The sequence below is a fragment of the Paenibacillus piscarius genome (assembly GCF_022234545.1).
GTDB lineage: Bacteria > Bacillota > Bacilli > Paenibacillales > Paenibacillaceae > Paenibacillus_AQ > Paenibacillus_AQ piscarius.
In genome coordinates this window covers 45,269-60,267 of the sequence record NZ_JAIEUI010000013.1, presented here as the reverse complement: position 1 = coordinate 60,267, position 14,999 = coordinate 45,269, and the positions used below count along the sequence as shown (strand labels likewise).

At 55.1% G+C, this 14,999-nt stretch carries 16 protein-coding genes; 2 read left to right on the top strand and 14 right to left on the bottom strand.

All coding sequences use genetic code 11. The features are described from left to right. Window positions 1-11: 11 nt before the first annotated feature. The 4 genes from ruvA to K1558_RS19890 form a co-directional block, all read right to left on the bottom strand. Window positions 12-635, bottom strand: coding sequence for a Holliday junction branch migration protein RuvA (gene ruvA, locus K1558_RS19905; RefSeq protein WP_238653406.1), 624 nt, complete (start codon window positions 633-635; stop codon window positions 12-14). Beyond that, window positions 632-1,135 carry a crossover junction endodeoxyribonuclease RuvC gene (gene ruvC, locus K1558_RS19900; RefSeq protein ID WP_238653405.1) on the bottom strand — a complete coding sequence of 168 codons (504 nt, stop codon included), beginning with the start codon at window positions 1,133-1,135 and terminating at the stop codon, window positions 632-634. The genes ruvA and ruvC overlap by 4 nt, the downstream gene beginning before the upstream one ends. A gap of 181 nt (window positions 1,136-1,316) precedes the next feature. After that, the gene (locus K1558_RS33090; RefSeq protein ID WP_238653404.1) at window positions 1,317-2,075 is read right to left on the bottom strand and encodes a BofC C-terminal domain-containing protein; all 759 of its coding nucleotides are present in this window, start codon (window positions 2,073-2,075) and stop codon (window positions 1,317-1,319) included. 94 nt (window positions 2,076-2,169) lie between these two features. Next, the gene (locus tag K1558_RS19890; protein ID WP_238653403.1) at window positions 2,170-3,339 is read right to left on the bottom strand and encodes a serpin family protein; all 1,170 of its coding nucleotides are present in this window, start codon (window positions 3,337-3,339) and stop codon (window positions 2,170-2,172) included. Window positions 3,340-3,604: 265 nt separating this feature from the next. Here K1558_RS19890 and fabV point away from each other — a divergent pair, with 265 nt between their 5' ends. Further along, the gene (gene fabV / locus K1558_RS19885; RefSeq protein ID WP_238653402.1) at window positions 3,605-4,795 is read left to right on the top strand and encodes an enoyl-ACP reductase FabV; all 1,191 of its coding nucleotides are present in this window, start codon (window positions 3,605-3,607) and stop codon (window positions 4,793-4,795) included. 105 nt (window positions 4,796-4,900) lie between these two features. On the opposite strand, the gene K1558_RS19880 is transcribed toward fabV, so the two are convergent. From K1558_RS19880 to K1558_RS19870, 3 genes are all read right to left on the bottom strand, one after another. Continuing rightward, a complete protein-coding gene (locus K1558_RS19880; protein ID WP_238653401.1) occupies window positions 4,901-5,611 on the bottom strand; it encodes an ABC transporter permease in 711 nt (236 codons plus the stop codon). Continuing rightward, window positions 5,608-6,453: an ABC transporter ATP-binding protein gene (locus tag K1558_RS19875; protein WP_238653400.1), complete on the bottom strand. Its 846-nt coding sequence runs from the start codon at window positions 6,451-6,453 to the stop codon at window positions 5,608-5,610. Before K1558_RS19875 ends, K1558_RS19880 begins: the two co-directional genes overlap by 4 nt. A 105-nt stretch (window positions 6,454-6,558) precedes the next feature. Beyond that, window positions 6,559-7,494: a LytTR family transcriptional regulator DNA-binding domain-containing protein gene (locus tag K1558_RS19870; protein WP_238653399.1), complete on the bottom strand. Its 936-nt coding sequence runs from the start codon at window positions 7,492-7,494 to the stop codon at window positions 6,559-6,561. Between the two features lie 108 nt (window positions 7,495-7,602). Here K1558_RS19870 and K1558_RS19865 point away from each other — a divergent pair, with 108 nt between their 5' ends. Continuing rightward, window positions 7,603-8,061: a hypothetical protein gene (locus tag K1558_RS19865; RefSeq protein WP_238653398.1), complete on the top strand. Its 459-nt coding sequence runs from the start codon at window positions 7,603-7,605 to the stop codon at window positions 8,059-8,061. 5 nt (window positions 8,062-8,066) lie between these two features. On the opposite strand, the gene K1558_RS19860 is transcribed toward K1558_RS19865, so the two are convergent. From K1558_RS19860 to K1558_RS19830, 7 genes are all read right to left on the bottom strand, one after another. Then, entirely contained in the window at window positions 8,067-8,726 is a 660-nt protein-coding gene (locus tag K1558_RS19860) for a response regulator (protein WP_238653397.1), read from the bottom strand. Next, a complete protein-coding gene (locus K1558_RS19855) occupies window positions 8,704-11,085 on the bottom strand; it encodes a sensor histidine kinase (protein ID WP_238653396.1) in 2,382 nt (793 codons plus the stop codon). The genes K1558_RS19860 and K1558_RS19855 overlap by 23 nt, the downstream gene beginning before the upstream one ends. A 33-nt stretch (window positions 11,086-11,118) precedes the next feature. Further along, complete coding sequence (comX, locus tag K1558_RS19850) at window positions 11,119-11,298, bottom strand: competence pheromone ComX (RefSeq protein WP_238653395.1); 180 nt, start codon at window positions 11,296-11,298, stop codon at window positions 11,119-11,121. A gap of 145 nt (window positions 11,299-11,443) precedes the next feature. Further along, complete coding sequence (locus K1558_RS19845) at window positions 11,444-12,361, bottom strand: polyprenyl synthetase family protein (RefSeq protein WP_238653394.1); 918 nt, start codon at window positions 12,359-12,361, stop codon at window positions 11,444-11,446. A gap of 109 nt (window positions 12,362-12,470) precedes the next feature. Further along, window positions 12,471-13,253, bottom strand: a complete 783-nt coding sequence (locus K1558_RS19840) for a hypothetical protein (RefSeq protein WP_238653393.1) — start codon at window positions 13,251-13,253, stop codon at window positions 12,471-12,473. Between the two features lie 18 nt (window positions 13,254-13,271). Then, window positions 13,272-14,099 carry a SagB family peptide dehydrogenase gene (locus K1558_RS19835; RefSeq protein WP_238653392.1) on the bottom strand — a complete coding sequence of 276 codons (828 nt, stop codon included), beginning with the start codon at window positions 14,097-14,099 and terminating at the stop codon, window positions 13,272-13,274. After that, a complete protein-coding gene (locus tag K1558_RS19830) occupies window positions 14,083-14,997 on the bottom strand; it encodes a thiopeptide-type bacteriocin biosynthesis protein (protein WP_238653391.1) in 915 nt (304 codons plus the stop codon). Before K1558_RS19830 ends, K1558_RS19835 begins: the two co-directional genes overlap by 17 nt. Window positions 14,998-14,999 lie beyond the last annotated feature (2 nt).

Genomic DNA, 14,999 nt, shown 5'->3' with positions numbered 1-14,999 from the left:
TTCTAGGGGACCTATTTGGCAATGTACAGCAGCCCCAGCGCCTTCTTCATCAGTACGTCCACCGGACCGGTATCCGTGCCCTCCTGCTTCATCTTCAGCCATACGCGGTCAAGCTCCGCATCGGTATAACCGAGCGCCTTCAGGGCATCCCTGGCCTCTTCCCACGGAAGCGCCTCTGCCTTAGCCTCGGCTTCAGCCGCAACCGCGAACAAGCCAGTCTGCAGAGCCGCCCCGCCGAAGCCGTCCAGCTTGTCCTTCAGATCGAGAATCATCCGCTGCGCCGTCTTCTTGCCGATGCCCGGAAGCTTCGTCAGGAAGGTGATATTCTCCTGGTAGATGGCAGCGATGAGCTGATCCGGCGTTCCGCCGGTCAGAATGCCCAGCGCCACACGCGGCCCGATGCCGTTCACCTCAATCAGCCTGCGGAACAGCTTCTGCTCCTCCCGTGTCGGGAATCCGAACAGAAGCGTAGCGTCCTCACGCGTCTGATAATGAATATAGACAGTCACCGGACCCTCCGTCTTGGCAAAAGCATACGGGTTCGGGCAAAATACCCGGTACCCTATGCCCTGGACATCCACAACAATATATTCCGTCTCCAGATGCGCAACCGGCCCTCTTAGATAATCTATCATTTTCGCAATACCTCATTTAGTTTGGAATTAAGACTCACGGAATGGGCATGGCATACCGCCACCGCCAGCGCATCCGCCACATCATCGGGCTTCGGGACGGCTGACAGCTTAAGGAGCAGCTTGACCATCTCCTGGACCTGCTTCTTCTCCGCCTTGCCGTAACCCACCACCGCCTGCTTCACCATCATCGGGGTATATTCCGCGACCGGAAGCCCGCGCTGCACCGCAGCCAGAATCAGCACTCCGCGTGCCTGCGCCACCGGCAGGGCTGTGGTCACATTGCGGCTGAAGAACAGCTTCTCTACCGCTACCGCATCCGGCTTGTACTTCTCAAGCAGCTGCACCATGCCTTCATAGACATGCAGCAGACGCTCCTCCTCCGGGGTATGCGCCTCCGTCTGGATCGAGCCGTATTGAACCGGCGTTAATTTGTTCCCAATCTTATCTACGAAGCCGAAGCCGACAATCGCCAGCCCCGGGTCAATGCCCAAGATGCGCAAGATCCTTCCCTCTCCTCTGTGCCAGGGCTACAATGCAGCGGCACCCTGCGGGTTCATCCATCCGCCCTGAAGCGAACATATGTATTCCTTCCACCCATTATAGCAAAAAAAATTCCCCGGGAGACAAAAACTTTGTCCCGGGGAAACGAAATCCAAATGCTTGCATTGCTCCATCCTGCACTCACTGCGGATGCATAACCTGCTCTGCGGAATCCCGTGCATAATCGCTGAAGGTGGACAGCACACTGTTGTACTCCTCCAGATCCTGGACCCGGATACCCTGATGAAGCTGCTCCCAGATTCCTTCGGGCAGCGAGGACTTCAGAGAGCCCATATCCATCTGGAAAAAGGTCTTCATGACCCGCTCGGCCTCGGGCGGTCCCTGGAACAGCGTCAGATTCCCTTGCTCGTCCACACCGAAGTAAGCTTCCTTCTTGGTAAGCGGCGACAGGTCATTGACCCTGCGCTCCAGCCACAGATCTCCCTCACGTGTGATCCGGCCGCTCCAGCCGGCATGACCGGCAATCAGCTCCTTAAGCCGCGCAGGGGTCTGCACTCCGGGCAGGGTCTGTACTTCCTCGCCGGAGACATAGACCGTCTTCAGGTGCACCTTACGGCTGACAGGCTCCCGGCTGACCTCCTGAAGCAGCTCCCGGCTGTCCATTAGCTCAGCTTTCTGGTCTTCACTGGTATCTGGAGAGTATACGGCGGCTACAGCCGGCATGCTGCGGCCGGGCCCGGGACTACTCTCTACAGCCCCGCTGACCGCATCGGTCCCCGCCCAAGCCGAATGATCCAGGAGGGAGCTGATCTCTCCGGGAACCTGCATCCCCCGCCAGGCCATCAGGACCAGCACCAGGCAGGCCGCCCCTACCCAGGGAGCCCGCTTCCAGCGTCTCCACCGCCGCCACAGTTGTTTCTTCAAGCGAAATGCGTTCACGTTAATCCCTTCATTCTGGTTTTTTCCTATTGTGACCTGTGAAGGGAGTCTTTATGCGCGCACAGCTTGAAATTGTTCCAAATCCCGCTCTATATCACTCCGTGCCCAGCGGATTCTCAATCGCCCCAAGGAACAGCATTACCCCGGTCTGGGCATCTCTGATCAGGAACAGAAACGGCCGGTTCACCGTCATCTCAAAAGGCTGATCCGGCGGGGGAGCCGATCCGGCCCGCATATCAATTACGGTCGCAGCCGCTGCCTCCGTTCCCCGTTCGTTCACAGCAATGAAGGTCTTGTGGATGACCTTATCAAAGTACACCGGCCGGTCCAGATCAACCATCCGGGAGAAATCTCCCCGCTGCTGATCGAAGGCAAGCTTCACACCCAGCGCCTGCAGGGCCTTGGATAGTTCTGTGCCGTAGCTGGCCGTGAACCGCGGCAGCTGCAGCGTTCCTCGGCTGCTCTCAAACTCCTGATCCAGCGGCAGGGTTCCTTGCTCCAGCTGGCCTGCAAGCTCACGCAAAGAGGATTGCTCGCCCGGAAGGATCACCACCATCTCCATCTGCCCCTCTCCATAGGCAAGCTTCACCGCCTGCCACTGCTCCCCCTCCGCATACGGGAAGAATCCCCCGCGCTCCATCATCATCGCCTGTACCGTCTTACCGCCAGGAAGGTGGAAGTCCCCCGGCATCGTGGCGTGATCCGGGAATACATTGCGCCAGGTACCCTTGAAATATAAAGCGTTCACCAGAACGGCAACCGCCTGCGGTCCGGGCGGCTCAGCAAGCATTTCCGTAATTTTGTCTCCAGTGTGATCGGTGACCCACCCGTTGATCTGCTTCACAGACTTCGCTGCGGCCAGGTCCGTGGTCTTAATCTGTGCATCATAGAATTCCTTGCCGGTCTTCAGATAGTCCTTGCGCAGCGGCAGCCCCTTCATACCCCAGACTGAATTCGCTATCTTCAGTTCAACGCCCGGTCCTCCATCCTGAAGCAGCTTCAGCAGTGCCAGGTGGGCGGTATTGAGCTTGGGCCGCTCGTCTGGCGCGTATCCAAGCAGGCCGCCCAGTTCCTCAGCCGTCTCACCAGCGCCGCCGTTATAAGCAAGGGCCAAAGCGGCAGCGACACTGTAAGGAGAGATGGTCAGATTGCCGCCGCCCTCCTTCCATAGCTGGCCGAACAGCTTCACTCCCAGCCGGTTGCTGCTCTCCGCCAGTCCCGGATCAAGCTCTGCTGCGGCTGCTTGTCTCTCTAAGTAGTCCATGCCCGAACCTCCTCCACTGCAGCCGCCCAGGAGCAGCACAGCTAGTATAAGTAACGATACTCTTCTGCCCATATGATCTCCTCCCTGACTTCATCCGTAACTTCTCTACCCACTGACGCTGCGGATTGGGAAAAGTTGCAAATTCATAGAGGAAGGAATACAAATTTGCCGTTCATCCGATTGGAGGCTTATCTTTCTATGCCATCATTTGTTATACTCTATATTAATGAAAAAGTTAAAAACTAAAACAAAGGGGATAACCTTGATGATTATTCAGCCAAAAACACGCGGCTTCATCTGTACTACAGCCCACCCGGAGGGATGCGCCGGACAAATACAGGAACAGATTGACTATGTCCGCGCCCAGAAGAAGCTGACAGGTCCGGCCAATGTGCTGGTAATCGGCGCTTCCACAGGCTATGGTCTTGCTTCCCGGATTGCTGCGGCCTTCGGCGCCGGCGCTAACACGATCGGTGTATTCTTCGACAAGCCGGCTGAAGGAACCCGCACCGCTTCGGCAGGCTGGTATAATTCTGCTGCCTTCGAGCAGGCAGCAGCCAAGCAGGGCCTGAAATCCTTCAGCATCGTGGGCGATGCCTTCTCTGATGAAATCAAGACCAAGACCATAGATCTGATCCGTGCCGAATTCGGCACCATAGACCTGCTTGTCTACAGCGTGGCCTCCCCGCGCCGCACCCATCCTGTCACCGGAGAGACCTTCTCGTCGGTTATCAAGCCGGTGGGCGAAGCTTACACGAACAAAACGATGAACTTCCACACCGGAGAGGTCTCTACGGTAACTATTGAACCGGCTACAGAGGACGAGGTTCGTCAGACCATCGCTGTCATGGGCGGGGAAGACTGGGGGATGTGGATCGATCAGCTCCAGGCAGCCGGAGTGCTTGCTGACGGAGCAACGACAGTGGCCTATTCCTATATCGGCCCCAAAATCACCCACCCGATCTACCGGGACGGAACCATCGGCCAGGCGAAGAATGATCTGGAGCGCACTGCAATCGCCTTGAATGAGAAGCTGGCAGCTACAGGCGGACGGGCCTTCGTATCGGTCAACAAGGCGCTGGTCACCCAATCCAGTGCAGCAATTCCGGTCGTACCGTTGTATATCTCCACCCTGTACCGTGTGATGAAAGAGAAGGAGCTGCATGAGAACTGCATCCAGCAGATGTACCGTCTGTTCAATGAGCATCTGTATAACGGCGGAGATGCAAATACCGACGGCAGCCACCTGATCCATATCGATGACTGGGAAATGCGCGAGGATGTGCAGATTGAAGTCATGCGACGCTGGGACGAGCTGGTGACCGATAATGTGCCTGAGCTGACGGATCTTGCCGGTTATCAGGATGACTTCTTCCAGCTGTTCGGCTTCCGTACCCCAGGCGTGGACTATGAAGCCGAGACCGATCCTGCTGTAGACATTCCTAATATGGTGTAACGACTTGCCCATTGCTTAAAAGCAAGCACTAAGAAGCCGCTCCTCCCCGGAGCGGCTTTCTTGGCGTTCTGCCCAGCCTTCGGCACGGCCTGCGCCACGAATCTTCTATTCGTCCCGGAGCCGCTTCTGGTACAGCACCACAGACAAAATGGTTAACACGGCTGTCCAGGCCGCAATGATCAGGAGAGGCTGCCATACCTCTGCTGCCGAATTACCGGCAGGGCTGAGATTCAGCAAGTGCACCATTTGGCTGCTTGGCATGTAGTCCAGCACCCCAAACACCGGATAATCCTTCGCCAGTACCGCACCCCAAGGTGCGCCCATGAAGATGAAGGCTACCGGGATGATGGATAAGGACGCATCAAGCAAGGTTTTGGAATAGAGACCACATATGGTCCCGGCCGCTGTGTAGAGAACAATGGATAGAACGATTACAGCGACGAACGCCCCTACATTCGCCGGCTCATAGCCAAATAAAAAGGTAGAAATGGCGAGAACCACCGCAGACATGACGAAGACCAGACTGCTTTTGCCCATCAGCACATCCATTGTAGTAGCCGGAGTCATCATAAGGGACCGCAGCGTGTTACGCTCCTTCTCTTCCGCAATCAGGCAAGCCTGGGCGAAGCAGGTCAGTAGAACAAACGAGCTGTTGAACAGAAATCCGGCGGCTCCCGGCAGATCAGCCCCCATCCGCTTGAACAGCAAAGCGAACATAATCGGAAACAGCAGCATAACCGACAACGCGTAGTTGCGCGAGAACTCCTTGTAATCCTTCACAAAGATCGCGCCGGCCCGCTTATAGGAGATATTCATAGCAGCTCACTTCCCGTCATTTTGATGAAAATATCGCCCAGGCTAGGCTCCTTCGTCTCTAACCGCTCAATGAGTCCCCGCTTCATCCAGTCCGCGATCCGCACACCCGTCTCCCCGTCCAATGGCAGCTCATAGGCTTCCCCGCTGGTCAGTTCCACGCTGATCACATTCTCCCTGTGCTGCCGCTTCAGCGCCTTGGGCGAGCCGATCGCCTGAATGCGTCCCTGGTAGAGAATTGCTACCCGGTTGCAGAGCAGCTCCGCCTCCGCCATATCATGCGTAGTGAGGAAGATGGTGGTGCCCTTCTCATTTAGATAGCGTAACCCTTTATAGATATGCGCGGTATTCACCGGGTCAAGTGCCGAGGTCGGCTCGTCCAGGAACAATAGCTCCGGCTCATGGATAATAGCACAGGCCAGCATGACCCGCTGACGCATCCCTTTGGACAACGTGCTCACTTTCTTTTTGCGCTCACCGCTTAAATTGACGAATTGCAGCACCTGATCCACCGCAGAACGGGGAAGATCATACAGCTTCCGGTACAGCTCCAGATTCTCTTCTATAGATAACCGCTCATACAGGCCGCTGTTATCCGTCAGAATGCCGAAGCGCAGCTTCTGGGCCGACTGCTGCATCGCCTCCGCCGGCTGATTGAATACTCTGGCTGCTCCGCCGTTCGGCTTCAATTGCGCAGTCAGAATCTTAATCAGGGTGGTTTTGCCTGCACCGCTCGGACCGAGGAACCCGAAAATCTCCCCTTTTGGAATACTGAATGACACCTCTGTCAGCGCATCTCTTGCCCCGAAGGTCTTGCGGACCTGCTCAACCTGAATAACCTCCATCACACCACTTCCTTACGTTGTTGATGGCTTAACATTATCCAGATTAGAGGCATTCAGCCACCAAAAGACGGCGAAATGTACCCATTTCAGCCTGAACGGTACCTTTTACAGCTTCAGCAGCGCCTTGAGCTCCTGCAATTTGGAGCGCGATAACGGCACAACGGCATCCTGTCCGGTGTTCAGCCGCAGGCTGTAGCTGTTCTTCGTCCAGGTGATAATCTCCCGCACCTTCTGCAGATTCACGATGTAGGAACGGTGGCACCGGAAGAACCCGAAATTCAGCAGCCGGGCTTCGAGCTGGGTCAGCGTCAGGGCACAGTCATAATGCTCCCCGCTGACATGCACCAGGATGGAGCCCTCCACACTCTCGATATAATCAATTTCAGGCGGATCGAATAAAATCACCTTGTCCTGCCGTTTAGTCGAGACCTTCTGCAGGGTGATGTTGGCCTCATCCGGCTTCTGCGCCTCCTGCCTGTCCTCTTCCGAGTCCCGGATATCCAGCTGCTGCAGCCCGGACCCGTTCAGCCGGTAGATGGTATCACAGGAGATCAGCGCATCCTCCAGATTCGAGGTCAGGATGAGAATATGCTTCTGCACAGACAGGTCATCCAGAATTCGCTTCAGTTGACGGCGCTCCTGTTCCTCCAGATAGAAATAAGGCTCCTCCAGAACAAGAGCAGACTGATGCGCAAAAAAAGCCCGCAGCAGGGTCACATACACCCTTTTGGAGGAGCTGAGATGCATCACTCGGGTCTTGCGTTCCTCTTTCAGCGCAAAATATTCGATTAATGAAGCCGCGCGCTCTCCCCGCCCGGACATTCTAATGAGGAAAGCGATCAGCTCCTCTACATTCAATCGCATATATTCATTCTGTCCGGCCCACGACAAATAATGGCCGGCGGCCCGGGAGAATTGCTCCATTAACAGCTGCTTGCGCCTCAAGTCCGTAATAATGCCAATCATGGGACCGGCGCTCTGATCCAATTCAATACCCGGCAGTACTAATTCCCCGTCCTCATATACAGGTTGAAATTGCATGACTTCCTCCCGCTCCTGCTCTCTAAGATATATAATGCAATTATAAAGTTAAGACAGGTATTTGTCAGGTACGGCCAATTTCAACGCACAGGAAGGCGGCTTTCTGCCATGGGACTGCATCTGCTCGGATTCATCATCCCGATACTCGTATTACTGCCGAATCTCATCTTTATATTCTTCCAGCCCCGTGATACCCCCAAATCCCTGACTTCTCCTCCGCTGGTCTTCACCCTGCTGGAGCGGGCAGGCCAGGCAGCCTGCTTCACGCTGCCGATTGTCTTCGGCCGCTTGATTGCTGCTCAGCCGCCAGGGCTGGCCGCCATAGGGATGGCACTCTGCCTGCTGATTTATTATGGCTGCTGGGGCCGCTATTACCGGAACGGCCGTGTATTCGCCGTGTTATTCAAGCCTTGGCTGGGCATTCCGGTGCCGATGGCCGTCTTTCCAGCCCTCTATTTCCTGCTGCTTGCCGTATGGGTCCAGTCCTGGCTATTCGTTGTACCGGCCTGTCTGTTCACGGCGGGTCATCTGGCGAATAGCTGGAAGATTTATAGGCAGATGTGGTGATAGGTCTATAAGAAATCCCTGTCACCGATCAGCCCGAGCTGCTTGGCCTTCACTGTAGCCTCGGAACGGGAATGGACGCCAAGCTTCTCGAATACCCGTGTCAGATTATATTCTACGGTACGCTGGCTCATCAGCAGCTTGCTGGCAATGTCCTTATTGCTGCGCCCCTCCGCCACCTCCTGCAGAATCTCCTGCTCCCGCTCGTTAATCGAGATGTCTTCCATCTGCTGCTCGTCACGGGAGGCAGCCACCCGCAGGTCACTGCGGCGCAGCTGCCTGAGCAGGCTGACTGGAATGACGGATTCTCCCCGGAGCGCACAGCGGATGGCGGTAAGCAATTGTTCTCTGCTCGCTGTTTTGCTGACTATGCCTGAGACCCCGGCTTCCACCAGGATGTTGAAGTTCGAGCTGATCTCGTAGCCCGTATAGATCAGAATCCGAAATTCCGGGTTGATCGCGATCAGTCTCTTGGTCAGCTCAAGTCCGCTCAGCACAGGGATATTCAGATCAAACAGCATCAGGTCGTATTCGCCTGATTTGGCCATTTCCAGCGCCTCCGGTGAACTGTACGACACCGTTACATCCATTTCGGGGTCCTGCTCGATCATATTTTTGGTCCCTTCACAGACCGATGGATGATCATCAACCAGTAATATACGAACCATCACCATAACCTCCTTCTTCAATGCCCGCTGCCAGCGGAAGAACAAGCCGTACTTCAAATCCCTGATCCGGTGCAGATGCAAATTTGATCTCGCCGTCCAGGCTCCGTACACGCTCCTGAATGCCGGAAATGCCCATATGCCCGAAAGAATCCTTGAGCTCCTTAAGGTTCAGCCCTCTCCCGTTATCCTTATAATAGAAGTACAATCTCCCGCCATGGGATTCTAGAGACAGTATGATATGTGAAGCCTTGGCATGTTTGTCTGCATTTCTGAGCAGCTCCTGGACAATGCGGTACACTCCCAGGATCTGGACATCATTCATGTCTATTGTGTCAGGCTCTGCATGAAGCTCCACCGTGTAATCCGAGCGTATCTGCTCCTGCTGAATTAACTGCTTCAAGGCTTCCACAATACCCATCTCCATCAATAGGGGAGGCCGAAGCTCATTGCAGGTCTGCCGGATCTGATGAATTACATCAAGCAGCCCCTCCTTGATCTGGTCTAGCTGAACGAGAAGGCCCCGCTCCATCGGATAGTCCAGCATCAGTGACTCCAGCTTGCGGTACCAGATCAACTGATCCTGAAGCGCGGCATCATGCAGATCGGAGGCCAGCCGGCGGCGTTCGTTCTCCGACAGGGTGAAGATCAGACGCAGCACCCACGGCGGAGCCAGCGCATTGCGGTTCTTGATTTCTCCTTCCAGATTCTCGATCAGTCCTGCTACGAGATAGAGATTCTCATAGATAATACTGCTGTAATGCGCTATGGTTTTGAGCCAGTTTTTCTCGGCATAGTTGAAGCTCGTATAATTGGTTTTGTCATCGATCCAGAGAATATGCCGGGCAGGGCCATAATTACCAATCACCAGGCAGATCCCCCGGTGCATCCGGGTGATTTCACCAACAGCAAGACCGTTTGCCGCCTGCTCCAGGTCCTGCACAATCCGGGGATCGGCTCTCCCGTCACTGGTCACTCTGACATGGCCCTGTTCATCCCCGCGCGTAATCTCCAGAAAAGAAACTGTGCGGACCGGCAGCACCAGCTGGGTCTCCCGCTCCAGAATCTGCTCCAGATCCGAGCGCTTCATCACCTTCGAGATCCGTTTGGAGAAACGGTCAATGCTCCCCTGGAAATCCTGCAGATCCTTCATGAAATAAGGGCGCAGCCGGTAATCCATCAGTTCCTTGAAGAACAGGAACAGCGTAATCATCAGGTAGATGGCCAGAAAAATCTGCACCCAGACAATCCATCCATACGAATTCCGGTGAATCAGCAGCCCCATGACCCCAAGGATCAGCAGAGCGGGAAGCAGTGAAAGCGCCGTGTAATAGAATAGCCGGTTCAGCAGGAAATCAATATCAAACAGTCTTTGGGTCACAAAAAGATAGAAGTAGACAACAGGAATCGCATAGACAAAAATCGCGGTTACTTCAGCGGAAATAAACGTCACGCCAAACAGCCCCGGCAGAGCGTCAAACAGCAGGAACGGTGAAAAGGCTACGGTATGCGCCGTCAAGGCGAACTTGAACAAGGTATGCAGCTCACCTGTCCGGTGCTTACGGAAGCCGGAGATCAGCTTATAGACAATCAGGAAATTGGCGGCAACAAAAAAGATCAGCAGGGTCTGGGTCTCCAGCGGATGGACCGGCCGGGTCAGCGCCACATCCAGAACCATCAGCACACTCACCAGAGCTGCACAGGCATACATCACTTTCAGGACAGTTCTGGACAGGAACGGCTCCTTGAACTTCTGAAGATAGACCTGCATAAAGTGCACGAAAAAAACGGGAACAACCGCGAAGCTGGTCCCCAGGCACACTCTCCCCACCTTATCCGCCATCCCTGAAGGCGTTGAACTGAAGTAGCTCAACCCGATACTGAGGAAAAACAGAATGAGCTGCAGCGCAGCCCGGTCATTCCGCTTTTTGCGGTAGATGTATAACGAGAACCCGAAGAGCAGCAGCAATGAAATGCCGGGGATCACCAGGCGGAAGATCAGCTCATGCGCAGACAAGCCCGGTTCAACCTCCAAGCTGGAAGTCACCGGGTTCCCGTCCGCCCCCGTATGCTGTATGACAAGCGAATCTACATTCTCGATACTGTTATATTTGCGGACCGTCTCCAGAAGCAGCGGATCTGCCCCATCGGCCTGAAGCACTCTATCCCCAGGGTGAATCTTATGCTCGCTCCAGCTTCCCGGTGCGACGCTGGTTACTGTTACCGTGCCTTGCGGCGATGTTTTCACATCAATGCCGATCACAGGGCGGGACAGAATTACATAGGTCAAATAGCCGGTCAGTAGGATAAACAGGAACAAGCCCGCGATAATTTTGGAATGATGACCAGATAATTTAAGCAATGAGACAAGCCTCCAGGAATGTAATGTAGACCATTAACACCAGTACATCTCTTTCAGAAGAGTCTGGTCATTGTCTTTATCGCGGCTGTTCATAACATCCAGCAGCGCCCGCTCTTCCACGGCTGACATTCCGGCAAACCGGAGCTGTCCGCTCTGCAGCTGCATCAGGGCCCCCGGCTCTTGTACCAACTTGCGAATAATTTCCTGTAACATGATTAGCTCCCCCTCGTTATTGGCTCACTTCTTCTTCCTGCAACCAATATATCAGGTTATCACCATGAGCAAAACGACATTATGCCCCGTAATTCCCGCCAATCTGTTACGGTACTCCGCAACCGGTATTGCGGGGCTCCATCCGCTACATTGCGGCCTCAATAATGAGGTCCCGCCATTTGGAGTCCAGCTCCATCTGATTGATAACATCCAGGAACCGGTAATAATGCGAACGCATCCGCACCGAGGTGTACAGCCGGGTGCCCGTGCGCTGCACAGCCTCGCCGAATTCGGTGAACCGGTGCAGCACATCCTCCGGCTCCAGTCTGCCCGCGAAGTATTCTGCAATCCACCGGTCGTTCTCCCCGATCTCCGCCAGCAGGAACAGCAGAGGCAGGGTCCGCTTGCGGCGGATGAAGTCATTTTTGCCATCCCAGTTCAGCAGATCCCGGTAGTCATTCTTGATCTGGGCAGCAATCCCGATCTCCTCGGCATATTCGGCTACGCGCTGATCTGTATCACCAGTAGCGAGAATCACTCCGGTCATGCAGGCACACACCAGGAGCGCCGCCGATTTCTGCCGCACCATGATGAGGTAATCCTCTTCCGTCTCAATTTCATTCAGCAGATCAAGCGTTTGTCCGTTAATGGCTGCCAGAAGCTGATCGTTGAATAATGCCGCAATGCTCCGGGCCTGTTCGGCAGGCCAACCGCTGCGGAGCAGAGCCTCCTGGGAGAGGCTAAGAAAGCCGAGGGCCAGATTAAGGGCAAGCTCCTTGGGCATCCGGCACCACGGCATATCCGCGTGATCCTCATCCTGAATATCATCGATAATATCAAGCGCAAGAATCATCATCTCTACGGCGGCAGCCGCTTTATAAATCCCCGCATCCTCCCCGCCGAACATCCGGTAGTGCAGTAAGGTCATTTTGCCGAACAGCAATGATTCTGAGCACTTCATATGAATGGCCGCCTGGGCCGCTTCGTGCAGCGTCTTCACCCGAAAATACCGGTCGATCTGCGCCTGAAATTCAGACATCACATTTCCCATAAAATACTCCATAAGCCGTCCCCCGCATCAGCATCTATCATCCTACGCTTCTCATGGTTCATTTTAATAGATACAGCGCGCGAATTCCATTGTTTTCCTGTAAAAGAAATCCTCTCATTCTCTATTTCTGACATTGGCAATGTGCGGAACGCGGAGAAATCAGACTGGTGTACTGCAAGGTATGGCCGTCCAAAATAATTTTACGTTCATGCACATTGGAGAGAAGCGTGATGTAGGAGCTGTAATAATCAACCAGCGCCCGCAGAAACTCCTCCTCCAGCACAGCTGAGCGTTCGCTTGTCAGCGGGCCTGTCCAGCGGATATGGTAGGTCTCAAGCCTGCCGATAAGGCAGTCGAAGCAAAAGGACGGATGCAGCGCATATACCGGACCGATCTCCGTAATCTCACCCTCCGCCACCCGGCAGAGAAATATAGTGTCCCTGCGTTTCAAGTCAACCTCCTCACGCAGTCTCCGCAGCTGCGAGGGATCACTGTACATTACAAGATGATGCTGCGGGGCATTCTCTTCCTTAATTAGGGGTACCGCGGGATAAGCAAAGGAAACCTCGGCTGAGGCATAACGGATGATACGGATCTCAGACCGCAGATACTCTCTGGTCAGCACGAGGGATAAGGCATACGGGTCAACATCAGCCTCTACATCGGCGAACATCTCCTTGAAGCGCTCCAGCACGGCCAGATGAACAGGGTCCACCAGGATGCCATTCTCATAGAGCCGGCCTGCGCCTCTGGAATCGGCAGAGAGCCGGCAGTCTTCAAGCACCTGCTTCAGCCGCACCGGATCACGGTGGGGGATCGTGTACAGCGGACGGGTCCGGCGGTAGCAATTCATGACCTGAAGAGATTCTCCTTCCGCCTGCAGCTCAAAAAAAGCATTCAACATGTTCTTCTCCTCCTTCGTCTAGCCCAGCACGATGCCATATACACAGTGCTGGTATTTGTGCTCTCTTAACAGCAGAAGTTCCTCTACCTTGTCCGCAAAATAGCCGCAGATCGGCAGGGTGTTCTTGTCCATTGCGGTGCTGACCAGCTGGACATTCTGGGCGATATGGCCGGCTTCAAGCAAGGCAAGCTTATAGGCCAGGCGGCCGTATTTCTTGAAGCTGTACCGTAAATCCGCCATGAAGAACAGCAGAACAGATGCGCCCTCCAGCGCCAGACTTCTCGCATCCGTCTTATACAGGGTCATAGGGAACAGACGCTCCAGCTCTTCCGGCGGCAATGCGCTGCGGAAGCGGTACAGCTCTTTGTGCAGCGGCGCATAATAATACACGCCGTCCTCAAGTCCTTCCACTCCGCGGATATACATATATAGCTTAATCGAATACATGGCCCCGCCCGAAGGATAGGTCCGCATGGAGATCTGCTTGCCTGCATGATGGCTGCCCATATGCCGGTCCTCATCGCGCGGTCCGGCGGACCAGCACAGCATCGCGGCCAGCTCATCCAGCGACCAGGACGCCCCCATCTGGCCCAGCAGTGTGGATCTGCGCTTCAGCAGCAGCTGGTCGAGCCGCACCTCATACTTCTCCGGCAGCGACGGGCCGCGCTCCAGGCTGACCTTGTCCAGGTAATCCTCCAGCGGGATTTCATTGCCGGGGAATTCGTAGTTGTCGAGCGGCCGCTGGTTGAATCGCCAGGCCACGGAGCGCGGCTCCTCCCCCGCTATTTCCTCGAACAGCAGATCATAATCATAGAACTCGGATATTTGATTATGGGACGGTAACATTTGAACCCACCTCCTGATTGATTGTGAGACTCCAGAGCGTGCGGTACAGCGCATATTCATATTCAGGACTGATTCCGCACCGGTTGTTCAGCATATGCAGGTGCGAATACAGGATGGATCTCACCCGCTGTTCATCCTGCTCCGCTGCTGCAACTGCGGCATAGCCGTCCAGCAGAGTGTTCCTCAGGTGCCCGTAATTCCCGTTGCTGAGCAGCAGACGATCCACCGGTTCCCGCCAGTCCGGGTGCGCTGTACACCAGCGGACCAGCTTGGTTGTAAGCTCCATATCGCCCAGCTGATACAGCCGCTGCCAGCTCTCCGCACTTTTGCGGTAGAAGGAACGGACCTCCCCCAGACGGGGAATTCGTGTAAACACACTCTCTGCAAGCACTTCCAGCACCCGCATTCCCGCAAGCAGGCGCCGGGTGAAGGCACTGCCGGCCGTCAGCTCCAGGATGCCGGCGACCAGCCTGCTGGACTCCATGAACAGGGATTCCGTCAGCGGCATTAGCGCCTTACCGCCATAGCGCTCAAATTCCGGTTCATATGGCTTGCTGATAATCTCGCCTTCCTCGTACCAGTCCTGACTCTTCAGCTCAAGCGGCTCCCCGTCGAACTTGTGGTTCCGGAAATATTCCTCCTTGCTCAGCCTGCGGATCGAGGGATGACGCCGGATATATGCTCTCACCTGATCAAACAACTCTTCTTCCCCAAGCTCTCCATCCATCAGATACCGCACCCGGATATGCGGGCCGTCTTCCCAATACCTCAGGAAGAACCACTTCGAGATTCTTCCCCGGGCCGCGAGACTCTCCAGCTGCTTTGCCAGCAGCAGAATCAGTTCGTCATACCCCGGCTGGAACTGGTAATACACCCTGTAGCTTTTCCAAGTCTGCATCA